This is a genomic window from Piscirickettsia litoralis (genome assembly GCF_001720395.1).
Classification (GTDB): Bacteria; Pseudomonadota; Gammaproteobacteria; order Piscirickettsiales; family Piscirickettsiaceae; genus Piscirickettsia; species Piscirickettsia litoralis.
Genome location: NZ_MDTU01000001.1, coordinates 1,014,104 through 1,040,760 on the forward strand (window position 1 = coordinate 1,014,104; position 26,657 = coordinate 1,040,760).

The window sequence follows — 26,657 nt, forward strand, 5'->3', positions numbered from 1 at the left end:
TAAGGGACTAAAAGTTTGGTTGAGGCTCGTGGAGTTTTCAAATCCTGCCGCCGGAACGCATATACATATATTCAGTGCATGGGAAAATGCGAAGCATGTTCTTGTCGCAATTTTGCTTGTCTCTCTACTCATTAATGTGCTCTCCCTCGCGTTTCCTCTTGCTTTACTCCAAGTTTATGATCGCATTATACCTAACGCTTCTTTGCCTACGTTGTACCTTTTAACAACCGGCGTCATTATTGCTCTTATTTTAGAGACGATATTTAGAATCAGCCGCTCTTATATCAGCGCTTGGGCGGATGCAAAATTTGAACATCAAACCAGTTGTAGCGCCTTTAAAACCATGATCGACAGCACTCTCTCAGAGTACGAACGACGTGGCCATGGTGTACATTTAGAGCAAATTAATTCTTTAAATCAGCTAAGAGATTTTTACGCCGGACAAGCCATTAGCTCACTTGTTGATATTCCATTTGTCCTTCTCTTTTTACTTTTGATCGGTTATATCGGCGGCATACTCGTTTTAGTCCCATTAATTATTATTACTGCTTTTGTTTTATTTACTATTTTTATAAATCAGCATCTCAAAGACTTATTAATGAAGCGACGTGAGCATGAAGATCGACGCTTAAATTTTATTATTGAGGTGTTGCAAAGCATCCACACGATTAAGTCCATGACAATGGAAGCGCAAATGATGCGCCGCTACGAGCGCCTTCAAGGCAGTAGCGCCATCAATGATCACAAACTCAGTATTAAAGCCTCACACGTCATGTCTTTTGGCCTACTAGTCTCTCAAGTCAGCATGGTATGTACTGTCGCCATTGGCGCCTTACTTGTTCTAAACGGCCAACTCACCATTGGTGGACTTGCCGCCTGCACGTTATTATCAGGTCGTTGTTTACAACCGATTAATCGTGCCACGTCAGTCTGGAATCGTTTACAGTCTATTCGTATTGCTGAGGATAAATTGCAAGAGGTCTTCAAGCTCCCCGCAGAATACTCACCAGAGCAAAAGCAGCTCAATGAAGTTGAGGGTCATATTTGCTTCGAAAATGTTAGTTTTCGCTATGAAGACAAAGAAGAAGAGGACTGGCTGCTCGAGGATATTAATCTTAATATCCCAGCAAAAACAACGATAGGTATCACAGGTGATGGCCTCAGCGGTAAAAGCTCACTGCTCTGGCTCATTATGGGGTTATATCAGGCTCACCGCGGTCGGGTGCTGATCGATAATTGTGACATTCAAAAACTAAAAATTCAGAGTATACGCCAGCATATTGCCTATTTGCCTCAACATGGTGATCTGTTCAATGGGACAATCATTGATAATTTAACATTATTTCAAGAGCAAAAGTATTATAAAAAAGCCATTGAAGTGAGCCAGCTATTAGGGCTCGACTATATTATCGAGCGTCTACCTAAAGGTTACCATACTCCCGTTGCCAACCACGCGATGGAATCCTTGCCTCGTGGAATTATTCAACGTATTGCAATTGCCCGAGCACTCATTCATAAGCCACCCATCGTCCTTTTTGATGAAGCCAATACGGCAATGGATATGCAAGGCGATAGTATTTTAATTAACGTCCTCGAACAACTAAAAGGCACCTGTACGCTTATCTTAGTTTCTCATCGCCCTTCTTTGCTTGCTCATGCCGATAGGACATTTACTCTAGAAAAAAGCAAACTCGTGGAGAAAATAAAGTGAGTTCTGCAACGGTTCAAGAGCACAGTATTCGCACCGCGTTTATTAATTGCTTGGAGCCGTTACTGACCTCTCTTGGCTGGCAAGGCGATCAACGCTCATTGAATGAGAATCTGCCCCATTTTACCGAAGGCTTGGATTTATCCTCTTTTCGCCAAGTTATGCTGAACTTACGCTACAACTGTACCACAATGCGGACACAACTGAATAAAATTGACACTCGCTTATTGCCTTGTTTATTTATTTCTGACGAAGGTCGTGTTCTTGTTGTGATCTCTGTTAATCAATTTAACCAATATACTGTTTTCGATGGTGCTGCGAATATTCAACTCACATTACCAGAACTCGTCATCTCGGGCATGAGTTATTTTTTCAAAGCGATCGGCGCTGAAGATGAGCTCGCTAACAAAAGCCAAGCAAACCAAAACTGGTTTGGAAAAATTTTAGGGCAGAATAAAAAACTTATTTACCACACTTTTTTTATCAGTTTTCTTATTAATTTGCTTGCTATCTCTACACCATTATTTATCATGGCTGTCTATGATCGGGTAATCTCAACTAACTCAACCCCCATGCTATGGAGTTTTACCATTGGTGTTGGCATCGCGCTTATCAGTATTGGGGTATTGTACCTATTACGCTCACATATTCTTGCCTTTATCAGTGCTCGGCTAGATCGAGATATCGGCAATGCGATTTTCCAGCACTTGCTCTATTTATCTCCAAGCTATACGGAAAGTGCCACCGTCGGTGCGCAAGTTGCACGCTTAAAAGATTTTGATAATATTAGGGAGTTTCTCACTGGCTCACTTGTTAGCATTATCTTTGAGCTGCCTTTTATCGTGTTATTTTTTGCTGTCATTGCAATATTAGGCCATTGGCTTGCTCTTGTGCCCATTACAATGGGTATTATCCTATTTATTGTTGCTCTTTTATTACACACGAAAGCTAAATCTCAAATTAAAGACACTGCCCAAAGTAATTCCCAACGCCAAGAGTTCTTGCTAGAGTCTTTAAGACTTATCCGCACGATTAAATATACCGGCGCGCAAAAAATCTGGTATGAGCGCTACCGTGAGCTTTCAGGCATTGCTACACTTGATAACTTAAAAAACACGGTCATTACCGCCGCAGCTCAGGCAGTCGCTGATAATATTATGATCGCTGCAGGTTTAGCTATTTTATTCTTTGGCGTTTTTATGGTCTTTAGCGGCACACTTACTGTCGGTGCTTTAATTGCGGTGATGATTTTAACCTGGAAAATTTTATCTCCCATTAAAACATTATTTACAACTTTACCTCGCTTAGAGCAGCTTGTTGTCAGCATTCGCCAAATTAACTTATTAATGCAACTCGAGCTTGAAAGCCAACCGGGCACAATCAGCGCGAATGAAAAGCATCATTTCAAAGGCAATATCAGCTTTAATCGTGTTAGTATCCGTTACTCACCCACCCTTGACCCTGCACTCATTGGCGCCAGTTTTAATGTAGAAGCTGGACATATCGTCGGCGTCATCGGCCGCAATGGTTCAGGAAAATCAACCCTATTAAAACTCATTCCTGGCCTGTATCAACCACAAGCCGGTAGTATTTTGATTGATAACTGTGATATTCGCCAAATCAACCCAATTTCATTGCGTCATGCCATTGCCTATGTCCCGCAAGAGCCTCAGTTATTCTATGGTTCTATTGCGCAAAACTTACGCCTGTCGTGCTCTGGTGCTTCAGATGAAGAGTTATATCAAGCCGCAAAAGAAGCGGGAGTTCTCGATGATATCCTCTCTCTCCCCAAACAATTTGATAGTCCAATTCGAGATGGTGCTCACCTTGCAAGCAGTTTTCAACAACGCTTATCGCTCGCTCGAGCTTATTTAAAAAAAGCCCCCATTTTACTCATGGATGAGCCTGCCAACGGTCTAGACTATGAAGCCGACCAGTGCTTTATCGAAACGATTAAAAAGCTCCGCGGCCATACGACAATTATCTTGGTTACACACCGGCCTTCTCATTTAAAGCATGCAGATCAAGTGTTACTTCTTGACCAAGGCCAGATTCTGCGACAAGGCCCACCCGATGAAATTTTGCCCACGGTACCCAAGGATCTCTTATGAGAAAAAGTAAGAGCTTCAAACAACTTCAGCAAATTTCAACAGCAACTTTACTTGAAGAATCAGGCCATTTGCGCCTAGCTACCTTGGCGATTGTTTGCTCAACTGTGATATTAATTGCTTTACTCATTTGGGCCTCATTATCAAAAATTACAGAAACGGCTGTAACTACGGGGGAAATTGTCCCACAAGGCAAAATACAGGTTATTCAGCACTTAGAAGGTGGCACTATTTTGCAAATTTTCGTTAAAGATGGCGATCATGTCAGAAAAAACCAGTTACTCGCCCAGCTTGACCCAACAACCACCCTTGCCGATGTGCATAAATTAAAAAGCCAATTTACAACGTTAACACTTAAATCAAAAAGATTACGTGCTTATATTAACAAACTTGACCACCAATTTCTAAAGCCACAGCAAATTACAACAGCCACAATTTCTAGCAAATACACAGAAGATTTAAATGAAATTATTGCCGACAACCAATCTTTGCTCAGCTCTCAAAATAAAAAGCGGCGCGCTCAGCGTGCTGTCTTAACTGCTCAACTTGCTCAAAGTGAAGAAAAAATACGTCAACTACAACAAGAAAAAATAACGTTAGATAAGAATATTGAACTGATGACACAAGAATTTGAGATGTATAAAAAATTAACAAAAACAAATATACTCTCTCGCAAGGATTTTCTCGTTATTTTACGTGGTGTGAATAAAGCTCAAGGGGAAAAAGCCTCTCTATTAAGCATGGAGCAACAAGCTAAACAAGCGCTCATAGAGGCGCAAAACCGCCTTTATAAACTTGACTCCGAGCTCTATGAAACAGCGCTTCAAGAACTCAATGAGATTAACGAACAACGCCTGCAAGTTTCCCACACTCTGGAAAAAGCACAAAAGCGCCTACACGACACCAACATTAATGCCCCTGTCACTGGAATTATTAAAGACATTACCATCGCCCCCAGTAGTGTGATTGCTCCAGGAGGTGTTTTAATGGAAATTGTCCCAATGGAAGACCCACTTGTTGTTTCTACACGAATAGATCCTCGTGATATTGGCCATATTCACACCGGGGCAAAAGCAACAATTAAAGTAATGACTTATGACTTTACCCGCTATGGCAGTGTTTCTGGAAAGATTCAAACTATTTCAGCATCAACCTCACTGACTCCCGAGGGCACCCCATTTTATAAAGCAATTATCACCTTAGATCAACAGCATTTAGGTGCACAGCAACTTCCATTATTGCCGGGCATGACAGTACAAGCCGATATCATCACCGGAAAAAAGTCTCTGTTACAGTACTTACTCAAACCTATTCATCGCTCTATTCAATCAGCATTCCATGAGCGTTAGCTTCTAAAAATTCAAGTAATTCTTCTTCGGATAATGGGTGTGATAATAAATAACCCTGGACTTCTTCACAATGAAGTTTTTTCAAAAATTCAAACTGTTTTTTATTCTCAACACCTTCGGCAGTAATCTTTAAGTTTAAGCTTTTAGCAAGAGAAATAATCGATTGAACGACTTTTACGCTCTGTTCGTCTTCTGGTACTTTTTTGGTAAATGAGCTATCAATTTTCAAACGATCAATAGGAAGCTGTGTCAAATAACTTAAAGAAGAGTACCCGGTACCAAAGTCATCGATCGCTATATTAATACCTAATTCTTTTAAATTTAATAAAATAGTAATTGCTTGCTCAGGATTACTCATGATATGGCTTTCCGTAATTTCAAGCTCCAAATGATTCGGGTTAATACCAGAGTCTAAAATTATACTTTTAATATTATTAACAATATCGTCTTTCATTTGATACATAGAAATATTGACAGAGACTATTAAATTTTTACCAGTATTTTTCTCTAATTTTTGATAACTTTCACAGGTTTTTTTAAGATCCATAACCCTAACTCATTAATAATACCAATTTCTTCAGCCAAAGGAATAAACTTCGCCGGCTCAATAACACCATATAGGTCATCTTTCCAACGTAGTAAGGCTTCTACAGCCTCACACTTATTATTTCCAGTATTAATTTTTGGTTGAAATTGAACAAATAGTTCATCACTCTCTATTGCTTTGACAATTCCTGCACGCAAATGAATTAACTCTTTAGTATGATCACTCATCGCTCGGTTAAATACTTCATAATGACCTGTTCCCTGACGTTTCGCCGAGTACATCGCCATATCAGCATAGCGTAATAATGCTTCTGGCGTATGATGAATATCATTAAAAGTCACAATACCAATTGAGGCCGCCACTTCAATTTCAATACCTTGAACAATAAAAGGATAAGCCAACGACGATTTTATTTTTTCACAAACCCAAAAAACATCTTGCTCATCACGTAACTCTTCTAAAATAATTGTAAACTCATCACCACCAACTCTGGCGATAATATCATGTGCACGTGTACACGACTTTAAACGCTGAGCAATTTCCTGTAATAATTTATCACCAATATCATGACCATAACCATCATTAACTTCTTTAAATCCATCTATATCTAAAAATAGTAAGGCAAAGTAATATTTACTTCTATTTGCCCTAGAAATAGCCTGCCCTAGCAACTCAATAAATAAACTTTTATTGGCAAGTTTTGTTAAATCATCATATTGAGCCAAACGCACCAACTCCGCTTCATCGCGCTTCCTTTTAGTAATATCTCTAAATGAAATAATGACTATTTTTTCTTTTTTCTCATTAATCACCGAGCAATACAACTCAACAGGTAAATGACCGCCTTTTTTTCGTATCACTTCACTTTCAAAGGCACCTACCCTCTTAACATAACTAACAATATCGTTTAATGATTCATGCATAGTATTTTTAAAAATCGCGTTAAACCCAAGACCGATCAGCTCTTCAATGCGGCTATAACCCAAAATTTTACAGGCCGTGCAATTAGCGAAGTTGACATTTTCCTGCTCATCAATGCCGACCACTCCATCAGCAACAGCATCTAAAATAGCATTACTTTTATGCTTTAATAGCGTGTATTTTTCTTGAAAATAACGTTTTTCGCACGACTCACGAACCAGAGTAGAAAGGGTATCCAAATACATTCTTTTTTTATCTTTAACAAGATAGCCTGCAACTCTTGATTTTAATAGTGCTATGGCGCTTTTTTCAGAGGTTTCTTCGACAAGGGCAATCACTAAAGGCAAGCCTTGTTGTTTGTTTTTTAGCTGACCAACAACCTCTAAAACATCACCATTTAAATCTATCGCCTGAGCATCAAGAATAATGCAATCAACACGATCTTCACAATCGCAAAGAAGAGCAACATCAACAGCTGTAACATCGGTAATATCATAAAAATACCGGGAAGGGGCCTCATGCTCAAGCGCTAAGCGTATCGCCTCACGCTCAAGAGGATGTTGACCTATCAATAAAACACGAATAACAGCGTCTTGCATAGACTACCACGGTGAGACTTCCCTCTCTTAAGTGTGGCAAAAAAATGCACAATCCGTTGTTGTATAGAAAATTACAGCAAACCTGCCAACTAGGCTGTCTGTTGCCTTGGCGTGATATAAAACTCTAATACGGGGGTATCAGATTGCAACCAAAATCCTTGCTCGTCAGTCGTAAATCGCTCTAATTGGTCCATTTGCTGTTGCAGCGCTTGAATCAAAACACGCTCATTTATAGAGTTCACTACCGCTCTTTTTATATTACTTACTGTATTTAGCTTAACCCACCCCACTTGACCATTACTTAAATCTCCCACTTTAAGCCATTGCCCTACTTGATAAATAGCAACAACCTGACGACTTGGGCCAACATCCTCTACAACCTTAGCGTGCTCATTAGGCGCACTATAAAGTACAATATAATGATTGGATTTACTCTTGAGGCCCGCCCATGCACCACTTAATAAAGCAACAGCCAAAATTAACACCAAAATCATTACCTTTACAAAACGCATAGTCACTCCTAAGCAGCTTACTTAAAGTCAAAAACAAAACAACGATTAACTCTAATAAGCTAACCTAAACCTCATAAAAATAAAAGGATAAAACTTAAATTTTAAGCTTTCCTTGCAAACTTGCTTCAATCAATCTATTAAAAATCAATACATTTATTAGCTTCATTATTTTATTAAAATCATTAATAGTTTTAGTTATCATCATGTTAGTAATGAAAAACAAATAAAGCCTATCTTTTCATTTCAAACTTGACTAAGATGCAATAACTCTTTATATTCTCTGGCAGGTGATGGAGTTCACCTTAAGCAATCGCTTTAAACCGCACTCATGCTAATGACTCCTGCTACAATCAAACTTAGATGTTAATGAGTTGATCGTGCAGGGTATTTTCTCTAAAGCCTCTCTTCTAACATCTTGTTTTAGTGAATGATTTGTGAGGCGCACATGCAACTTTCTCTACTGTTTTTCGTCGCTCTAGGGGGCGCATTAGGTTCAAGCTTACGTTATTGTATCAGCCAGCTCAGCCTACACCATTTAGGTCAAGGCTTTTATGGAACATTAACCGTTAATCTAGTTGGTTGTTTTTTAATTGGTCTTTTCTCTGAAAGCTTATTACGCTTAAGCCAACACCACTCACTCTCACATTACGGTCCGCACCTCACTGCTTTGCTGGTCACAGGATTACTCGGTGGTTTTACAACTTTTTCTAGCTTTGCTCTAGATGCGCTCGGTATTAGAGGGGAGTTCGGCAGCTGGCTATCTTTTAGTTATGTTGCAATTTCAGTCATCGGCGGAATCAGCTTGGCTCAACTCGGTCGCTTCTTAATTACATTGCTGTAAGATAATTAATACAGCGAGCTTTCACCTGCAGGGCGTGTTTTAAAACGTCGATGCTGCCAAAGATATTGTTCAGGGGCATTGAAAATAACCGATTCAATAAACTGGTTAATGCGTTGGCAATCTTGCTCATCAGATCCTTTAGGAAAGTCCGTCCAGGCGGGGTGAAAAGTAATCTTATACCCTTGAGCATGTGGCAAGCGATAAAAACTCACCGGAACAACCTGGCAGGAAGTCATTTTCACCAAGCGCGACGTTGCAACTGTTGTCGCCGCTTGGACACCAAAAAATGGCGCAAAAACCGCATTGCCTATGCCAAAATCTTGGTCGGGTGCATACCAAATCGGCCAATTTGCCTTTAGACTACGGACGATCTTACGAACATCACTACGGTCAATTAGCTCATCGACGTAGTCACCTCGCGCTCTGCTCATTAAAGCTTCAAAGCCTGGGTTTTCGTGCTTACGATACAGTAATCGATAGGGCTGAGCTTTAGCAAAAAAGCGGCCGATCACCTCTAAGCAGGTCATATGTGCACCAAGAATCAACACTCCTTTTTTCTGCCTTAAAGCAGCTTCTAGATGCGCTATCCCTTCTATCTGACAGAGCTTAGGATCTAACTTAGGGCGAAACCAGGCGATCATCGTTTCCGCCACCCCCATTCCGGCAGACTCGAACGCAAGCACTAAGCGGTGCTGCAATGCCTCTTCAGAAAGTTCGGGAAAACAATGGCGCAAGTTAGCTTCCGTAATATTTCGACGCTTTTTTGCAAACGATAGGCTTGCACGCCCTAACCAACGGCCGACATCCATCTGCACATCATAAGGCAAGCGCGCGAACAGGCGAGCGCAAGTAAGACCCACTCGCCAGCCAAAACTTTTAAGGCTCACCGTTTAATTAACCATTATTCAGCTTGACCGTCGCCTTATCACGCACAGTAGAGACGTATCGGCTATAGTCATATTGGGCATAAAGTTGCTGCACACCTTCCTGGTAAGCCTGTTGCTCAAAACTTTTCATCGATTGAGTTTGTCCTGGGATGACTTTATATAATTGAGTCACTAAGTAACCTTGTTCTGGCAATGAAGTCACCGTCACAGGTAAAATTTTCCCAGCAGGAGTAGGCATCGCAAATGCTGCTTTAACAACAAAAGGTTCATTTTTAGATTGACGAGACAAGCCATTTAGCTGGTGCCAAGTCAAACCAAATTGCTTGGTAATATCACGATAAGATGTGCCTGATTTTAGTAAATCAGTGATCTTATCTGCCTCAGCTTTAGCCATTTTTTGCGCTTTTTGCTGTTTAAGAGTGGTCGTAATTTGAGCCTCAACTTGTTTTAGGGGCTTAAGCTTAGCAGCTTGATGTGCCGCCAAATGGATCACTACCGCATGCTGATCGTCTAACTGCAATACCGGACTATTGGTGTTTTGCTGTAAGACCTCACTACTAAAAGCGGCATTTAAAACTTTACTGTTCTGAGCCAAACCAGCGCCTTGATCACGACTAAACCAAGGTGAGATGTTGGCCTTAACGTTTAGTATTTTAGCAATTTTATTCAGATCATTTGGATATTCAGCTTGCAAAGACTTTAATTGTTCAACAGCATTATTAAAAGCTGCTTGTGCTTTTTTCTTGAGCAAAGTTGCTTTAATTTTTTCGCTAACCTCTGCCAATGGCGTCGTTGTCGCCGGCCGCACTCCGGTCAACTTCACCACTTGCAACATGCCAGTACGCTCTAGTAAAACCACATCCCCTGTCTTTTCAATTGAAAACAGCCGATCAGAGATGGTCGGTGGGAATTGGTTACGGTTAAACCAGCCCCACTCACCTGTGCTGCTATTACTTTTTAACTGGTAATCTTTAATTAACTTAGCAAAACTTTCACCCTGTTTTGCTTTCATTAGCGCCGCTTTTGCATTCTTACGCGCTTTTTCAATGGCTTGAACATCCTTTTGACTGAGTGGAAAGTCCAACACATCAAAATGACGTTGCAACGGCTTAGAAAAGCTTGCGATATTTTGTTGATAATAGTCTTTAATCTCTTGCGAACTTATTGTCGTATGCTTTTGAAAATCAGCCAAAGACAATTCGATAGAACTAATACGTACTTTTTCAGGGGTAATAAATTCTTTTTGGTGCTGTTTATAAAAAGCGGTAATTTCTTTTGCATCAACCGCAACTTTATTTATAAACGCTGCATTATCAACTTTAAAATAACCAATATCACGCTTTTCATTAAGTAACTGGGTAAATTGGGTCACTTCACCGTTTAAAGCAAACGCACTTTTCATCAAGCCCTGATTCAACTGATTGACTAACATTTGTTGGCCAATGTCTTCTCTTAGCTGATTGGTTGTATAACCAAAGCGCTGCAATACCTTATTATATTGCTCTTGTGAAAATTTGCCGTCCACTTGAAACACGGGTAATGTTCTTAAAACTTGGTCAGTCTGCTCGGTGCTGACATAAAAACCATGCGCCTGAATATTATTCAATAAGGCATAATGTTCAATTAATTGCCCCAGAGCCTCGGCTTTAAGCAACTGATCATTGGCACTGAGTGGGCTATTGGCCATTTGTTGCTTCATGTTTTTATAGGCCGCATCAAACTCAGCGCTAGTAATATCCTTACCATCTACAGTCGCAACAACCTTACCTTTACTTGCAGAACTTGAAATGTAGCTACTCGCACCCATGCCTATAAAACCTGCGGCAACAGCACCAACGATCAGCCAAGTGCCCCATCCTTTGCTTTTATCTCGTATATTTTGCAGCATACATCCTCTCTCGTTTTGCATAAAAATAAAGCGCGTTTAACCATATAACGCGCTTTATTCTAGAAGTAAAGAAATAGTCAGTCGAAATTAGTTTACTGCGTCTTTAAGCGCTTTACCTGCTTTGAAGTTTGGTACTTTCGCTGCCTTAATTTCAATCTCTTCACCAGTGCGTGGGTTACGGCCTGTGCGCGCAGCACGATCTTTCACTGCAAAGGTACCAAAACCCACCAAAGTAATCTGGTCACCTTTTTGTAAAGTTTCAGTGATCGCCTCTAATGTTGCATCCAAGGCTTTAGATGCGTCTTGTTTTGTTAAGTCTGCACTCGCTGCGATACTTTGGATTAATTCATTTTTATTCACAGGTATTCCCCTTTCTCTCTCTAATTTAATATCTAGTACTTATATAAGCCCTTGGCATGGAGGTTTTATACCAAGGGCAGCTAAAGGCTGTCAAGCGTTAATGCTTGCGAAGACCTCGTTGCTCTCCACTAGCGCGCGCCCTTGAGGAAGCAATTAGGTTTGTCAAATCCCCAGGAGACTTCGCCAAAGCGACTTCTAGAACATCTTCAATCCAACGCACAGGGTGTACATCAAGATCTTTCATAATATTTTCAGGAATTTCTTTAAGCTCACGCCTGTTTTCCTCAGGAATCAAGACGGTACGAATACCACCGCGATGTGCTGCTAATAGCTTTTCTTTCAAGCCACCAATCGGTAATACCTCACCTCGTAAGGTGATTTCACCGGTCATCGCCACATCAGAACGCACAGGAATGCCGGTATATACCGACACTAGAGCGGTACACATACCAATCCCAGCACTCGGGCCATCTTTCGGTGTAGCTCCTTCAGGGACGTGAATATGAACATCCAAGTTCTCAAAGCTTTCTTCTGGAATAGACAACACTTCAGCACGACTACGCACGACAGTCACCGCTGCCTGAATAGATTCTTGCATCACATCGCCCAATTTACCCGTACGCTGTACCTTACCTTTACCTTTGGTGGTTGCCGCTTCTATGGTTAATAGCTCACCGCCAACTTCCGTCCAAGCAAGCCCCGTCACTAAACCAATTTGGTCTTTTTCTTCAGCTTCACCATAGCGATAACGCTGCACCCCCAAATACTCTTCAAGGTCTTTAGCGGTCAGCTTCAAAGTCTCTTTAGTCTCACGCTTTAATAAAATTTGCTTGACGACTTTACGGCATACTTTCGAGATTTCACGCTCTAAGGCCCTGACCCCTGCTTCTCGTGTATAGTGGCGGACAATACCCATCAGCGCTTCATCATCCATCACAAGTTCATTTTTTTTCAGGCCATTGGCCTTAATTTGCTTAGGCAGTAGATAACGTTTAGCAATATTCAGTTTTTCATCTTCGGTGTAACCCGGGATCCGGATCACTTCCATACGGTCCAATAGTGGACCAGGAATGTTTAAAGAATTCGCGGTCGCAATAAACATCACATCAGATAGATCATAATCCACTTCAAGATAGTGATCATTAAAGGTGTGGTTTTGCTCTGGATCTAACACCTCTAATAATGCCGATGCTGGATCACCACGAAAATCTTGCGCCATCTTATCGATCTCATCGAGCAAAAATAGTGGGTTTCTCACCTCAGATTTCGATAGTTTTTGGATAATCTTACCGGGCATAGAACCAATATAAGTCCGACGATGGCCACGAATTTCAGCCTCATCACGCACACCACCAAGCGCCATACGCAAGAATTTACGATTCGTCGCCTTAGCAATAGATTGGCCTAAAGAGGTCTTACCCACACCTGGAGGGCCAACGAGACACAATACTGGCCCTTTTAATTTTTTCACCCGTTTTTGTACAGCTAAGTATTCTAGAATACGCTCCTTGACTTCTTCTAAGCCATAGTGATCAGCTTCCAACACCTCTTCCGCTTTGGACAAATCACTACGAGTTTTCGAACGTTTTTTCCAAGGAACAGAAATCAAAGCGTCGATGTAGTTTCGGCAAACCGTCGCCTCTGATGACATTGGTGACATGCTTTTTAGCTTGCTAAGCTCTGACATCGCTTTTTCATGCGCCTCTTCGGTCATGCCTGACTCTTTGATACGCTTTTCTAGCTCATCAAGCTCACTACCACCATCTTCAAGATCGCCTAATTCTTTTTGAATCGCCTTCATCTGCTCATTAAGGTAATACTCGCGCTGGCTTTTCTCCATTTGCCGCTTTACTCGACCACGAATACGTTTTTCAACCTGAAGTAAGTCAATTTCAAATTCCAGCAAAGCCATAAGCTGCTCTAAGCGCTCACGTAAATTTGCCTGTTCGAGTAACTTTTGGCGATCTTCGGTTTTCAATGATAAATGCGCAGCAATCGAATCTGCCAAACGTGAAGGGTCATCCGCGCCAGCCATAGAGGATAAGACTTCAGGCGGAATTTTCTTATTGAGTTTAACATATTGTTCAAATTGGGAAATTAATGAGCGCCCCAACACTTCTAACTCACGCTCACCGACGGCTTCTTCCTCAAGCAAAGAAACTTTCGCTTCATGAATCTCTTCAACTTCCATAAACTCATCTAAACGCGCACGATACTCACCTTCGACGAGGACTTTTAAAGTGCCGTCAGGGAGTTTTAATAACTGCAATACCGTTGCAATCGTACCAATTTCATATAATCCTTCTTGATTCGGATCATCTTCCTTGGCATCACGCTGAGCCACCAAAAAGACTTTTTGGTCTTTAGCCATCGCAACTTCTAGGGCTTTAATCGAACGTGTACGCCCAACAAACAAGGGCATCACAGTGTGGGGATAGACCACGACATCACGCAAAGGTAATAAGGGCAATGTCGCTGGGATTTCAGTCGGTTCGGTGATTACTTCGTTTTTTTCTTCTGGCATAGCTCGCCTCTCTTTCAATACTTATCGTTATAGAGAGGAAGAGGTCTTCCTCATCGCCTCCGTTTACTGCTGGCCGGCACAATGCTGTTGTTGATCATTGTTATTATCTTCATAAACGATCAAAGGTTCAGATTTACCTTCAATCACAGATTGGTCAACAACAATCGTTTTCGCCTCTTCCTGTGAAGGAATGTCATACATCGTATTTAATAATACCTGTTCAAGAACAGAACGTAACCCCTTGCGCCTGCTTTACGTTCAATCGACTTACGTGCGACAGCACGCAAAGCATCATCACGCAGATCAAGCTCAACACCTTCCATCTCAAACAAGCGATTATACTGCTTTACCAATGAATTTTTAGGTTCTTTTAATACACGAACCAATGCATCTTCATCGAGCTCACGTAAAACAGCAGTCACAGGTAATCGACCAATAAACTCTGGAATTAAACCAAATTTCATTAGGTCTTCTGGTTCAACACTTTGCAAAACATCAGACGCATTTTTCGTCTCATCCTTGCCACGCACTTCTGCTGAGAAACCGATCCCTCCTTTTTCAGAGCGTTCACGAATCACCTTTTCCAAGCCATCAAAAGCACCGCCGCAGATAAAGAGAATATTCCCAGTATCAACCTGTAAGAACTCTTGTTGAGGATGCTTTCTGCCTCCTTGAGGAGGAACTGAGGCGACCGTTCCTTCGATGAGTTTGAGTAGAGCTTGCTGAACACCTTCTCCAGACACATCACGCGTAATTGATGGATTATCAGACTTACGAGAAATCTTGTCGATCTCATCAATATAGACAATCCCTTTTTGAGCCTTCTCTACATCATAATCACATTTTTGTAAAAGCTTTTGAATGATATTTTCAACGTCTTCACCGACATAACCGGCTTCAGTTAACGTCGTTGCATCGGCAATCGTAAAAGGCACATCAAGCAGACGCGCTAATGTTTGAGCCAGTAATGTTTTACCACAACCGGTTGGACCCACAAGCAAGATATTACTTTTACTGAGTTCAACATCATCCGCCTTCGCCTCGACTCCGCCTGGCATCAAGCGTTTATAGTGATTATAAACCGCAACCGCCAATACTTTTTTAGCTTGCTTTTGGCCGATGACATATTCATCAAGCACTTCTTTAATTTCACGAGGTGTAGGAAGTTGGTTTGGCTCTTCAGAAGACTCACCTTCTTTTAATTCTTCACGGACGATATCACCACATAAAGACACACATTCATCACAAATATAAACAGAAGGGCCAGCAATTAATTTACGGACCTCATGTTGGCTTTTTCCACAAAAAGAACAATACAGGAGTTTACCGCTCTCATCTCGTCCGTTTTTTTCATCACTCATGTACTAACCTCGTTATTAAAAAACTTTGCTCTTATTCTAAACATGGTGCCCTGGCCATGCTTTTTCAAGAAATCCAAGCATCTAGATGGCGAGACTACGCTCAGCAACAACCTCATCAATCAAGCCATATTCTTTGGCATCATCTGCACTCATAAAGTTGTCGCGCTCAGTATCTTCACACACTTTGCTGTAGTCTTGACCGGTATGCTTTGCCATCAGGCGATTCAAACGCTCTTTAGTCTCTAAGATATTATTGGCATGGATTTCTATATCCGTCGCTTGACCTTGGATTCCACCTAAAGGCTGGTGAATCATCACCGATGAGTTAGGCAGACAAAAGCGCTTGCCTTTCTCTCCGGCTGTGAGCAAAAATGCCCCCATACTGCAAGCCTGACCAATGCACAAGGTGCTGACACTTGGCTTAATGAACTGCATGGTATCGTAAATAGACATCCCTGCAGTCACCGAACCACCAGGAGAGTTAATGTACAAAGAAATATCTTTATCTGGATTCTCAGCTTCTAAGAATAATAATTGGGCAACGACTAAATTAGCCATATGGTCTTCGACTTGACCGACCAGAAAAATAATCCGCTCTTTTAACAAGCGTGAATAGATATCAAATGAACGCTCGCCGCGTGACGTCTGCTCGACAACCATTGGCACTAAATTTGCTGAAATTGACATTGTGTTTTTGCCCCTCTAGTTTCCCCAAAAAAGAAAAATCGCTGCAACCTTTTCTTAAGTATAAAAAAACATTGCAACGATTAACACATACAATGTGAGATTAAGCAGCTTTTTGTGCGTTCATCACTTCATCAAAGCTCACTTTTTTCTCTGTCACTTTCGCATCAGCCAGTAAAGCATCAACCACTTGATCTTCCATCACAATCGCTTCAACTTCAGCCAATTTTTCTTTGCTGTTATAGTAATAATCGATCACAGACTGTGGCTGTTCATAGGCTGCCGCGAGCTTTTCGATCATTTCTTTTACGCGATCCGCATCTGGCTTAAGTTCTTTTTTCTCAATCACTTCAGCGACCAACAAACCTAATAACACACGGCGCGTTGCTTGCTCTTCAAACATAGATGCTGGAAATTCAGGCGCTTTCGCTCCTTGCATCTGGCCATACTGTTGTTGCATTTGCTGCTGCAAACGGCCAATTTCAGCATCGATTAATGTTTTCGGTAGATCAACGGTATTTTTCTCTACAAGAAGATCTAATATCGCCGTTTTATTTTTATTTTGAACAGACAAATCTAATTCACGTTGCATCGTCGTACGTAATTCATCACGTAGCGCATCAACCGTCTCGCCTTTCACTTCTAAACGCTTAGCAAAATCATCGTTGATTTCTGGCAGTTCTGGCTCTTCAATGCTATGGACTTTAACAGTAAACTCTGCAGGTTGACCGGCCAGCTCAGAGACTTGGTAATTTTCAGGGAACGTCACGTTAATCACACGCTCGTCACCCGGCTTCGCACCAACAATACCATCTTCAAAGCCTGGGATCATCATGCCAGAGCCTAAGACAAGACTGAAGTTCTCAGAAGAGCCGCCTGCAAATGTTTCACCATCTTTGCGACCTTCAAAGTCAATCGCCAAACGATCACCGTCTTTAGATTCACGCTCAACTTTCACCCAATTACAATGCTGCTTGCGCAATGTTTCAAGCATGTTATCAACATCTTTATCTTCAATGGTACCGACTTCTTTTTCAACATCAGTATCTGTCAAGTCAACAAGCTCAACTTTTGGCATAATTTCAAAAATAGCTTGGAAAGAAAATTCTTCTTTTTCAGCTTCTTTCGCAAGTTCAAAACGTGGGTAACCGGCAGGGTGTAACTCTTCTTGCTGAACCGCTTCATAAAAGCTCGATTGCATGACCTCAGAAGCAACTTCTTGGTAAACACTCGCACCGTAGCGCGACTTTACAACGCCAAAAGGCACTTTACCTGGACGAAAGCCATCCATTTTTGCCGTACGGCCTAATTTTTTTAGTCGCTTATCAACTTCACCATCGATTCTGGCCGCAGGGACTGCAATATCCAAACGACGCTCTAAACCTTCACCTGCTTCTACCGCAACACGCATGTTCATCACCTCTGCTAATTTAATGTCTTCTTATTTCAAAAATATACTTACAATGACCCAAGTCTAAACTCTCGCAGTCTACGGATTGTGCCGAGACTTGTCCAGCCTAACCGATCGGTTTTGCGTCAAATTCTAACTAAAAGTGGGGATTGCAGCAAAGCTTTTCAAGGGGAAGCAAGAAATTTTCTTGGGATTTAGGAGTTTTGGTGCGAATGGAGAGACTCGAACTCTCACGAGGTTGCCCTCACTGGCACCTGAAGCCAGCGCGTCTACCAATTCCGCCACACTCGCGAAGATGGCGCGCCTGGTAGGATTCGAACCCACTACCCTCGGCTTAGAAGGCCGATGCTCTATCCATATGAGCTACAGGCGCATAAAGAAAACGCTGGATATTCTAGGCCAATAAGCCTATAGAGGTCAAGCATCTACCGACATAATCATCAATAAAAATTTTATAAAGGGGCTGACTCGACACACACAATATGAGAAAATGCGGCATCTTTTGCGACACCCACTACATCATGAGGTTTATATCATGGCTAAGATCATCGATGGCAAGCAAATTGCTCAAGACGTTCGCGCTACTGTTGCCAAGCGCATCGACCAACGACTCACTCAAGGATTACGCGCTCCCGGACTTGCGGTTGTTCTTGTCGGCAATGATCCCGCATCCGAAGTTTATGTCAACAACAAGAAAAAAGCCTGCGATGCTGTCGGCATTCTCTCCTCAGAGCATCGCTTAAGTGATAAAACCTCAGAACAAGAGCTAATTAAGCTCATCCAAAATTTAAATACTGACCCGAATATCGATGGCATTCTCGTTCAGCTTCCTTTACCTGACCATATTGATGCGGATGCCATCTTAGAGCTCATCCACCCCGATAAAGATGTTGATGGTTTTCATCCTTATAACCTAGGCCGCCTCACACAAAAGCGCCCACTGTTGCGCCCCTGCACTCCTTTTGGCGTCGTCACACTATTACAAAAAACACTGGGCGACTCTCTGCATGGCCTGCACGCAGTCGTCGTTGGCGCATCAAACCTCGTCGGCCGGCCGATGAGCTTAGAACTATTACTTGCAGGCTGTACGGTCACGACGTGCCATCGTTTTACCAAAGATCTTGAGGCTCAAGTCGGTCGAGCTGATATTCTTGTCGTCGCAGTCGGTAAACCTCAGTTTATTCCGGGTCACTGGATCAAAAAAGGCACAACCGTCATCGATGTTGGCATCAATCGCTTAGAAGATGGCCGTCTCGTTGGTGATGTCGATTTTAACGGCGCTTTAGAGCATGCTGCTCACATCACTCCGGTCCCTGGTGGTGTCGGCCCGATGACCGTCACCACCTTACTTGAAAACACCCTGTACGCGTGTGAAAAACTACACAGCACAGCCAATTAGCCTTTTCAATTAATTAACAACTACAACCATATCTATACAAGAAAGCGCTATTATCCAGCCTCAACGGCTTTTAAAATAGCGCTTAATACGCCATACTCAAACGTGCCAATAGTTGACTCTGCGCTTGCCAATCAGGATAAAGACAACTTAAATCATTAAAAAAATTTTTGTTATGCTTTAATTCACGCACATGACATAACTCATGGCAAATAATCATATCCAAACAACCTTGTGGGCAACGAATCAGCTCAAGGTTTAAATTGATCCGCCCTCGCGTCGAATAACTACCCCAGCGACTTTTCAAACGCTTAATCGCAAATTTTAAAGTTAAATCAGGTGCTATCATTAATTTTTCTTGAGCTTGGCTTAACCAATAATAATAACGCTCTGTAAAAATTAACTTTGCTTGATCACGATACCAGCCATATAAAGCAGATTCCGGGCAACTGCGGGCATGAACGCCTAAATAAAGCCTATTTTCCTCACCTGTTTCTTTCAATCTCACTTGATTGTTATTTGCAGAGTAAACAATTAACCTATACGGCTGCCCTAGAAAATAATGAATTTCACCACTAACATATTGATATTCAATTTTAGAATAATGCGCATAAAACTCCGCTTTTTTTCTTTCTATCCAGACTTTTCGATCTTGAACAAAGTCTTCGATTTCTTGCCAAGAAGTGCCCAAAGGGGCCCTTACCTCGACTTCCTGCTTATAGTTTACAGAGATGCTTAACGTTTTGCGCTTACAAAAACAGACCTGATAATAAATAGCCCACTCGCTTAAAATTAGACCAATCAATAATAAAATACGACCACTTAAGCAAAGTATGGCAAAACATTGGCTTTATACAAAAACAAAAAAGACTCAAGATTGAAGCAACCCCGAGCCTTTTTCCTAACGATAATGACTTTCCAGTTTTAGCTTTTCACGTTAAAACTTATTATTTACTGTTACTGTAACGCCTGTTCCAAATCATTGATAATGTCTTGCGGGTTTTCTAAACCAACAGACAGACGAATCAAGTTACTTGGAATATCAGCCAACTCCCGACCTTCTTCACCCTGTTGCTGGTGGGTTGAAATCGCTGGAATATTCGCCACACTCTTCGCTCGCCCTAAGTCCAAGGCCCGAGAGACTACATTCAAACGATTCAAAGTCCCACAGGCGGGTTTATGACCACCTTTGACACAAAAAGACATCAACGCCCCATGATGGTTCTCGTTGCTATCGACCAACTGTAACAACTCCTGGGCAAGACCATATTGTGGATGAGACTCAAGCCCTGGATACAAGACCTTCTCAACCTGGCTATGCCCTTCCAAAAATTTAGCCACTTTTAGTGCAGAAGAAGACATTTGCTGCGTCCGTGAACGGATGCTACGGACCTCAGATAAGGTAATAATGGCCTGTAAAGGTGAGATGCATGAGCCATTATCCCGATGCGGCTCCAACTTCACATAAGTCGCATAATCTTCTTTAATCGCATCTTCTAAATAATGGCCGCGCATATTCGGTCGACTAATAAAAGCCCCACCAATACTCAAGCCTGAGGCTGTCATCGACTTACTGAGCGAGTGAATGACAATATCCGCTCCCCACGTCAATGGCCGCAGCAACGCCGGAGTTGCCAACGTCGAATCAACGATTAAAGGAACATCATATTGATCACACAAAGCTGCAATACTTCTAATATCACAAACAGTAACACTCGGATTAGAAGGCACTTCGATATACACAAAACGTGTATTTTTATCGATTTTCGCTTCCCATTCACTGATATCATCCCAAGGAGAGGCCCAACGCACAGTGTGACCTTTCTCCTTCTGACGCACAGAAAACTGCTGGAAAGTTCCCCCATAAACCTGACTGGAGCTGACAAAGTTAAATGGAGTATTCCATTCATTTTCCTTACGCACCAGTAATGGCTCTATCGCCGCGACGATCGCCGCCATGCCAGAAGAAGCGGTACAGCATGAAGCAGTAAACTCACTACCATAGGACTCCAACAACCCTAAAGTCGCTTCTAGGTAATATAAACTGGGGTTATTAATGCGACTATACACCCAGCGAGGAATCTTATACTCCACCGCTGCGAGCATTTCTTGATCGTCGGCAAAACTTTGTGCAGAAGTTAAATATACCGGTTCAATTAATGAACCTTGGTTATTGGTCAACGCTTCCTCAGCCGTATAAATACCGCGAGTTGCAACCGTATCAAAACTCCAGCTCTTAGCCTGAGCGATGGCTTTATTAACGCCCTGCAAATATTCTTTTGCTCGAGCGACATGATCTATCGATGCTTGCATGATAAATATCCTTATATAATTTCATTACTTAACAGCTTTACTCTTTCACTTACCCGACTGTATGAGAGATCCCTAAAAGCTGTCAAGACCAACTGCAGCAATCGATGAAAGTTTGACTCATTTAACGCGCCGTGTAACCACCATCGATCACCTGTAAACTGCCAGTAATATAAGCCGCTTTATCGCTGGCAAGAAAATAAACCAGTTCAGCAACTTCTGCAGGCTGACCAATGCGCCCTAGTGGCTGCAAGTCTGCTTCCTCTTGATGAACCTCGGCTTTATTCGCACCACTGCGCTTACAGTAATTATCAATCGCTTGATGATACAATGGCGTTTCTATCGTCCCAGCGCATACTGCATTAGCACGGATGTTAAACTTCGCATAATCCAAAGCGGTTGTCTTTGCTAGCGAAGCAATTGCCGCCTTACTCATGCCATACAGGGTAGAGTTTGGCTTACCGACGAGAGCTTGCTCAGACGAGATCAAGACAATATTGCCGGATTGCTGCTTTCTCATTTGAGTGATTATTGCCTTCACACTCAAAAAAGCCCCTTTGACATTAATATCCATCACCCGCTGGTAATCAGTTTCCGAGCTGCCTTCTATGGTCGCAGAAAAGTGAATTCCCGCATTAGAGACTAAAACATCAACTTGCCCTGCTTGTTCTATCACCGTTTCAATCGCGCTGTTCACTTGCAGTCCATCACGCACATCGCAACTTAAGTACGTGCCATACTCGCCAGGCTGCAAATCCAGATTATAAACCTGTGCACCTTCAGCCAAAAATTTTTGCATGACAGCAGCTCCTATGCCCATAGAGCCACCAGTTACGACAACAACCTTATCTTTCACACTTATTTATCCCTTAGTTTAAAAATTTTTACTGGCGATAACTATCGTCCATTCGGTCTAATTTACGCAATAACGCATCAAAAATCATTTGCGCCGTACGCTCTTCTGTTAATTGTCTAGCGGTTAATAAGCAATCTTCATGAGAAATAGGAATAATCGGCTGCCCTGCTGACAATGTTTTGATCTGCATCTCGCAGGCTTTTTCAAGATAATAAATATTATAAAATGCATCAACAATCGTTGGACCTGCCGCTAATAAACCATGATTTTTCAAAATCATCACCGGCTTATCCCCCAAAGCGTTCGCAATCGGTTCACGCTCATCAGTATTAAAGGCCAGCCCCCCAAAATCATGATAAGCGACTTGTCCATAAAAACGCAGGCAATGCTGATTAATAAACATTAAACCAGACTCCAACGAAGATACTGCTGTGCCATAAAGGCTATGAGTATGAATCGCCGCCCGGCTTAAAGGATTTGCATCGTACACCGCATTATGAATCGTCACCCCGGCCCCAATTACAGGATAGTCCGACAGCCCAACTGCACTGCCAAAACGGTCAATGCGCACAATATCGGAGGCTCTGACCTCCTCAAATAATAAGCCATACGGTGTTGCAAGCATTTGGTCTGACTCAGGCAAGTAAATCGTCAGATGGCTAGACACCAAATCTGTCCAACCAAAGTGAGCAATGAGGCGATGTGCTGCTGCCAACTGTATACGCAATTCTTTTTCTATCATGATGTTAAACCTTCTATGTTTCAGCCGCTCTTGACCACGACTTCCAAAACGTTCCGATTATATCATGTAACACCTTAAAACAAGCTCGATTTTTATCTAATCCTCCAAAGGTCACTTCAGCCATTTTTTGATCACAAAACTTAATCATTTTATTTTTCCCATCACCTTTATGTATAAATCAAAGGATTAGCACCCAAACAACTTAAAAAATCCTTAAGCGAAACAGATAGATAGAGTTAAAATCATCGAAAAATCAATGATATCAATAAGTAACGCAAACTCAGCAAATCTTGACTTTTACAAAAGCATATTTATTATGGATGTGTTCAATGCCATCCCTGTAGTTTAAGGTCTTTATATCTGTGGTGAATCGTAAATTACGTAAGTCTTTGCTTGTTTTATGCTCGTCAAGCACTGTTGCATATTATGATTTTTTCATCATGGTCTTGCTTGCACCCTATTTATCAAAGGCGTTTTTTCCAAATAGCACAAGCAATACGTCGATCTTTACTATTTATGCAGCAAGCACAATCTTTATGCCTATAGGCAGCATTGTATGGGGACATTTCGCTGATAAATACGGCAGAAAATCTTGCCTCATCAGCAGCTACAGCTTAATCATTCTCTCAACCTTACTAATTGCAGTCATTCCAGGACGGCAATACCTTGGGCAGTGGGGGGCTTTGCTTCTATTCGTTTTCCGTAGCTTACAAGGCTTTGCTCTAGGAGGGGACACGGCTATCTCAGCAACTTTGGTGGCTGAATCTAGCTCAGATAGTAATCGAACCCTCAATATTGGCGCTTGGCTGGGCGCAACCTGTTTAGGAACCCTGCTCGCAACAAGTACAACCTGGTTACTAATGAAACAGGCACCTTACCCTATCATGATAACCTGGGGCTGGAGAATCCCGTTTTTATTAGGAGGAGTGGCGATGATCATTCTCCTTATGCTCAGAGGGTTCATAGCAGAGTCTCCTATTTCTTTTAATAACGCTAACGAAACCAAGAGTTGGCCGATATTAGTGATTATTCAAAGCTATATTCCTGCTATAATTACAGGAGTTTGTTTAGAACTGCTCAGCTCTTACTTAATAGGGTTTGTAACTTATGTCCCGACCTACCTAAACAACCTACATAATTTATCAACAAAAAGTGCGAACTTTTCTCTTTTATACGGTTTGCTATTACTTATATTTTTATATCCATTATCAGGTCTCCTTGCAGATAAGTATGGCAAACAGAAGATACTCTCTATATTTGCAATCTCGTCAATTCTTTTAGGGCCACTTTCATTAGTCCTGCTCAACTCTAATAACTTAACAAGCATTATTACAGCTATTCTCACTTTGAAAGTATTAACTTCTGCCACAACATCTAGTGCCCTTTGCCAGAATATCGAAAATTTTCCTCCTGAAATTAGAGTATCCGCTGTTGGCATCATTAATAGTATTTGTATAGGTTTAATTGCTTTAGTCCCCTTAAGCTCACACTTTCTTACTGAAATACTCCAAGATATTTATGCACCAGCATACCTTCTTGTCATTTGTGCCGCCATTACCTGCCTCACAATATTGACATCAAGAGACAAAAGTGCAGAAACTCAACTGTTATCATCAAAGAATTAAGCGACCTTATTATGCACCATAAAATATTAGAGCAAATCCACACCTTTTAACCAAATCCCAAGGCAGCACAGAGACTTAATTATGTACTACCAAGAACTTAGCGAAAAAGACAAAAAACAGTTAAACGACTTACATGAACTCTTAACAGTAAACAAAGAATTTTGTGCTGGCTATACAAACAATTTCGAGTTTGATTATTCAGAACTCTACAGTTTTTTAAGTTTTGGAATTAATAACTTAGGATCCCCAGAACTAACTAACCGTAGAATGGCTACTCATAGCATAGAAAGGGAAGTGATCAGCTACTTCAAAGAACTCATGCACGCGCCAAAAAATGCATTTGGCTATGTCACTACAGGAGGTACAGAGGGTAATTTTTATTCTCTTACTTTTGCAGCTAAATCATTACCCAATGCTATTGCAGTCTACTCCGAACACAGTCATTACAGCATCCCTAAGATTCTAGACCTATTAAAAATCCCTTCAATTCAAATTAATTGTGACCAAACAGGCGAGATGAACTACAACCACTTAAAAGAACAACTTTCAAGAAAGCAGCACCATCAAGTCATTGTTATAGCTACAATAGGGACCACACTGACCAACGCAATAGACGATATAAAAGAAATCAAGCAATCGTTACAGCAATGCAACATATCTGATTTTCACATTCATGCAGATGCAGCTATGTATGGCATGGTTTTACCCTTTGTAAGTGAACCACAAGCCTTCCGTTTTGACCAAGGTGCTGACAGCATTGCGATTAGTGGACACAAACTCATTGGCGGCCCCATTCCTTCTGGTATCGTCTTAACAAAAGAAAAAATGCCCGGCCGCTATGTAGACGTACTAAAGGACCATGACTTGACCATCTCAGGATCTAGAAACGGGATAACACCTTTATTCATTTGGTATGCAATAAAGCGCTATGGCGATAATGGTTTTAGAAAACTTATCTCAGACTCTTTAGAAAAAGCCAAAAAATTAACTACCCAGCTTCAAAGCGAAAATATCCAGGCATGGCGTAATGAAAATGCCCTCTCTGTCATCATTCCAAAACCCAGCGACAAGTTTTTAAAGAAATGGCTCATGCCAACAAATGAAGTGTATGGCCAAATTGCCTGCTTACCCAAATTATCCGAAAAGGCTATGAGCAACTTAATCTCAGATTTAACAAAAGATAAACGACTTAATGGATAACTTAACAGCTCTTTGATGAAAGGTTAAAAACTTACCTAGCGCCTAATTTACTGAATTTCCTATTAATTAGCTAGAATTTCATCAATATTAATTTACCAAAATAATTTTGAAAAAAACCTTATGCATCCATAGCAGCCCTATTAAACTACGCATCTAGTTCTTATTAAACGTAAGTTCGACACAACAAGCTATTGAAAAGTCAGTCATTTTACAATTAATATCAGATTATTCAAGTCAAAACTAACTACAAGCAACTGCTCACAGATACTTGTTTAATTGGTTTGTTTTACATCGTCGATGATTTTTTCCAAGCATTCTTACCAAGCTGGGAAGGCTCGTTACTCGAACACCAAGTCAGATAACGTAATAAGCCAAGTCAAATATCTGTTAGTGAGATTATGACAATAATGATTTATTTCCACAAGTCACACTACCATAACTTCAAAAGCGACTACCAAAGAGATATAAAAACGGTCATGCATCCATTTGATTGTCCAGTTAAATAGGCCATTGCCCACGTATGGCGTAAGTCTTACCGGGGAAGATTATTGGTGATAAAGGTTATATTTCTCAAGAATTATTCAACACACTCTATGAAAAAGAGCTGCAATTAATCACAAAAATTCGTAAGAGCATGAAGAATAAGTTTAAGTTAATACCAATAATCAACAAAACCTTACTGAGAAAACGAGGAGGTTATTGAAAATAACGACAGTGCATCCCTTTAATTGAGATGATACAATTCCAGAAATAATGAAGTCACTCGCGGCTTATAATAATGGCCTACATTGAATTAACATGTCCATGATTGAGAAGAAAAATAAAAAG

At 41.3% G+C, this 26,657-nt stretch carries 18 protein-coding genes, 2 tRNA genes, 3 pseudogenes and 1 riboswitch; of the genes and pseudogenes, 8 read left to right on the plus strand and 15 right to left on the minus strand.

Annotated features, from left to right (window positions below):
* The first annotated feature begins 28 nt into the window (after positions 1–28).
* Genes BGC07_RS04800 through BGC07_RS04810 form a run of 3 tightly spaced genes read left to right on the plus strand, consistent with a single transcriptional unit; the run spans position 29 to position 5,165 of the window.
* Positions 29–1,711 carry a peptidase domain-containing ABC transporter gene (locus BGC07_RS04800; protein WP_069312176.1) on the plus strand — a complete coding sequence of 561 codons (1,683 nt, stop codon included), beginning with the start codon at positions 29–31 and terminating at the stop codon, positions 1,709–1,711.
* Positions 1,708–3,819, plus strand: coding sequence for a peptidase domain-containing ABC transporter (locus BGC07_RS04805; protein WP_069312177.1), 2,112 nt, complete (start codon positions 1,708–1,710; stop codon positions 3,817–3,819). Before BGC07_RS04800 ends, BGC07_RS04805 begins: the two co-directional genes overlap by 4 nt.
* A complete protein-coding gene (locus tag BGC07_RS04810; RefSeq protein WP_069312178.1) occupies positions 3,816–5,165 on the plus strand; it encodes an HlyD family type I secretion periplasmic adaptor subunit in 1,350 nt (449 codons plus the stop codon). Before BGC07_RS04805 ends, BGC07_RS04810 begins: the two co-directional genes overlap by 4 nt.
* On the opposite strand, the pseudogene BGC07_RS04820 reads toward BGC07_RS04810, so the two are convergent.
* Positions 5,137–7,232 (minus strand): annotated as a pseudogene (locus BGC07_RS04820) (EAL domain-containing protein). The gene BGC07_RS04810 and the pseudogene BGC07_RS04820 sit on opposite strands and share 29 nt — an antisense overlap.
* An 89-nt stretch (positions 7,233–7,321) precedes the next feature.
* Positions 7,322–7,744, minus strand: a complete 423-nt coding sequence (locus BGC07_RS04825) for a hypothetical protein (protein WP_069312181.1) — start codon at positions 7,742–7,744, stop codon at positions 7,322–7,324.
* A 277-nt stretch (positions 7,745–8,021) separates the two neighbouring features.
* A riboswitch (Fluoride riboswitch) is annotated at positions 8,022–8,095 on the plus strand.
* A 94-nt stretch (positions 8,096–8,189) separates the two neighbouring features.
* Here BGC07_RS04825 and BGC07_RS04830 point away from each other — a divergent pair.
* Positions 8,190–8,585, plus strand: a complete 396-nt coding sequence (locus BGC07_RS04830; RefSeq protein WP_069312182.1) for a fluoride efflux transporter FluC — start codon at positions 8,190–8,192, stop codon at positions 8,583–8,585.
* A gap of 5 nt (positions 8,586–8,590) precedes the next feature.
* On the opposite strand, the gene BGC07_RS04835 is transcribed toward BGC07_RS04830, so the two are convergent.
* The 9 genes and pseudogenes from BGC07_RS04835 to BGC07_RS04875 all read right to left on the minus strand — a co-directional run bounded on the left by BGC07_RS04835 (position 8,591) and on the right by BGC07_RS04875 (position 18,073).
* A complete protein-coding gene (locus BGC07_RS04835; RefSeq protein ID WP_069312183.1) occupies positions 8,591–9,472 on the minus strand; it encodes an LpxL/LpxP family acyltransferase in 882 nt (293 codons plus the stop codon).
* A 7-nt stretch (positions 9,473–9,479) separates the two neighbouring features.
* Positions 9,480–11,360 (minus strand): SurA N-terminal domain-containing protein, encoded by a 1,881-nt coding sequence (locus tag BGC07_RS04840; protein ID WP_069312184.1) that lies wholly within the window; start codon positions 11,358–11,360, stop codon positions 9,480–9,482.
* Positions 11,361–11,447: 87 nt separating this feature from the next.
* The gene (locus BGC07_RS04845; RefSeq protein WP_069312185.1) at positions 11,448–11,720 is read right to left on the minus strand and encodes an HU family DNA-binding protein; all 273 of its coding nucleotides are present in this window, start codon (positions 11,718–11,720) and stop codon (positions 11,448–11,450) included.
* Between the two features lie 97 nt (positions 11,721–11,817).
* Positions 11,818–14,244: an endopeptidase La gene (gene lon / locus BGC07_RS04850; protein ID WP_069312186.1), complete on the minus strand. Its 2,427-nt coding sequence runs from the start codon at positions 14,242–14,244 to the stop codon at positions 11,818–11,820.
* A gap of 63 nt (positions 14,245–14,307) precedes the next feature.
* A pseudogene (gene clpX, locus BGC07_RS04855) lies at positions 14,308–15,605 on the minus strand (ATP-dependent Clp protease ATP-binding subunit ClpX).
* An 81-nt stretch (positions 15,606–15,686) separates the two neighbouring features.
* A complete protein-coding gene (clpP, locus tag BGC07_RS04860; RefSeq protein WP_069312187.1) occupies positions 15,687–16,292 on the minus strand; it encodes an ATP-dependent Clp endopeptidase proteolytic subunit ClpP in 606 nt (201 codons plus the stop codon).
* 100 nt (positions 16,293–16,392) lie between these two features.
* Complete coding sequence (gene tig / locus BGC07_RS04865) at positions 16,393–17,700, minus strand: trigger factor (RefSeq protein ID WP_069312188.1); 1,308 nt, start codon at positions 17,698–17,700, stop codon at positions 16,393–16,395.
* A 204-nt stretch (positions 17,701–17,904) separates the two neighbouring features.
* A tRNA-Leu gene (locus tag BGC07_RS04870) sits at positions 17,905–17,991 on the minus strand.
* 5 nt (positions 17,992–17,996) lie between these two features.
* A tRNA-Arg gene (locus BGC07_RS04875) sits at positions 17,997–18,073 on the minus strand.
* Positions 18,074–18,235: 162 nt separating this feature from the next.
* Here BGC07_RS04875 and folD point away from each other — a divergent pair.
* The gene (folD, locus tag BGC07_RS04880) at positions 18,236–19,099 is read left to right on the plus strand and encodes a bifunctional methylenetetrahydrofolate dehydrogenase/methenyltetrahydrofolate cyclohydrolase FolD (protein WP_077216768.1); all 864 of its coding nucleotides are present in this window, start codon (positions 18,236–18,238) and stop codon (positions 19,097–19,099) included.
* 82 nt (positions 19,100–19,181) lie between these two features.
* Here folD and BGC07_RS04885 read toward each other — a convergent pair whose 3' ends face one another.
* The 4 genes from BGC07_RS04885 to BGC07_RS04900 form a co-directional block, all read right to left on the minus strand.
* Positions 19,182–19,901 carry a M48 family metallopeptidase gene (locus BGC07_RS04885; RefSeq protein ID WP_268801616.1) on the minus strand — a complete coding sequence of 240 codons (720 nt, stop codon included), beginning with the start codon at positions 19,899–19,901 and terminating at the stop codon, positions 19,182–19,184.
* Positions 19,902–20,053: 152 nt separating this feature from the next.
* Positions 20,054–21,409, minus strand: a complete 1,356-nt coding sequence (locus BGC07_RS04890) for an aminotransferase class I/II-fold pyridoxal phosphate-dependent enzyme (RefSeq protein ID WP_069312189.1) — start codon at positions 21,407–21,409, stop codon at positions 20,054–20,056.
* Between the two features lie 121 nt (positions 21,410–21,530).
* Positions 21,531–22,262 (minus strand): SDR family NAD(P)-dependent oxidoreductase, encoded by a 732-nt coding sequence (locus BGC07_RS04895; protein WP_235602936.1) that lies wholly within the window; start codon positions 22,260–22,262, stop codon positions 21,531–21,533.
* Between the two features lie 28 nt (positions 22,263–22,290).
* Positions 22,291–23,004, minus strand: a complete 714-nt coding sequence (locus BGC07_RS04900; protein ID WP_069312190.1) for a class II aldolase/adducin family protein — start codon at positions 23,002–23,004, stop codon at positions 22,291–22,293.
* Positions 23,005–23,366: 362 nt separating this feature from the next.
* Between BGC07_RS04900 and BGC07_RS04905 the strand changes: the two genes are divergently transcribed.
* The 3 genes and pseudogenes from BGC07_RS04905 to BGC07_RS19295 form a co-directional block, all read left to right on the plus strand.
* Entirely contained in the window at positions 23,367–24,629 is a 1,263-nt protein-coding gene (locus BGC07_RS04905; RefSeq protein WP_069312191.1) for an MFS transporter, read from the plus strand.
* Positions 24,630–24,710: 81 nt separating this feature from the next.
* The gene (locus tag BGC07_RS04910) at positions 24,711–25,829 is read left to right on the plus strand and encodes a histidine decarboxylase (RefSeq protein WP_069312192.1); all 1,119 of its coding nucleotides are present in this window, start codon (positions 24,711–24,713) and stop codon (positions 25,827–25,829) included.
* A gap of 254 nt (positions 25,830–26,083) precedes the next feature.
* A pseudogene (locus BGC07_RS19295) lies at positions 26,084–26,523 on the plus strand (transposase); the annotation flags it as partial.
* Positions 26,524–26,657 lie beyond the last annotated feature (134 nt).

Excerpts from the sequence above, each read along its gene's own strand:
- clpP (WP_069312187.1), bottom strand. The coding sequence starts at position 16,292 with ATGTCAATTTCAGCAAATTTAGTGCCAATGGTTGTCGAGCAGACGTCA.
- folD (WP_077216768.1), top strand. The coding sequence starts at position 18,236 with ATGGCTAAGATCATCGATGGCAAGCAAATTGCTCAAGACGTTCGCGCT.
- tig (WP_069312188.1), bottom strand. The coding sequence starts at position 17,700 with ATGCGTGTTGCGGTAGAAGCAGGTGAAGGTTTAGAGCGTCGTTTGGAT.
- BGC07_RS04900 (WP_069312190.1), bottom strand. The coding sequence starts at position 23,004 with ATGATAGAAAAAGAATTGCGTATACAGTTGGCAGCAGCACATCGCCTC.
- BGC07_RS04890 (WP_069312189.1), bottom strand. The coding sequence starts at position 21,409 with ATGCAAGCATCGATAGATCATGTCGCTCGAGCAAAAGAATATTTGCAG.
- BGC07_RS04825 (WP_069312181.1), bottom strand. The coding sequence starts at position 7,744 with ATGCGTTTTGTAAAGGTAATGATTTTGGTGTTAATTTTGGCTGTTGCT.
- BGC07_RS04840 (WP_069312184.1), bottom strand. The coding sequence starts at position 11,360 with ATGCTGCAAAATATACGAGATAAAAGCAAAGGATGGGGCACTTGGCTG.
- BGC07_RS04810 (WP_069312178.1), top strand. The coding sequence starts at position 3,816 with ATGAGAAAAAGTAAGAGCTTCAAACAACTTCAGCAAATTTCAACAGCA.
- lon (WP_069312186.1), bottom strand. The coding sequence starts at position 14,244 with ATGCCAGAAGAAAAAAACGAAGTAATCACCGAACCGACTGAAATCCCA.
- BGC07_RS04830 (WP_069312182.1), top strand. The coding sequence starts at position 8,190 with ATGCAACTTTCTCTACTGTTTTTCGTCGCTCTAGGGGGCGCATTAGGT.
- BGC07_RS04910 (WP_069312192.1), top strand. The coding sequence starts at position 24,711 with ATGTACTACCAAGAACTTAGCGAAAAAGACAAAAAACAGTTAAACGAC.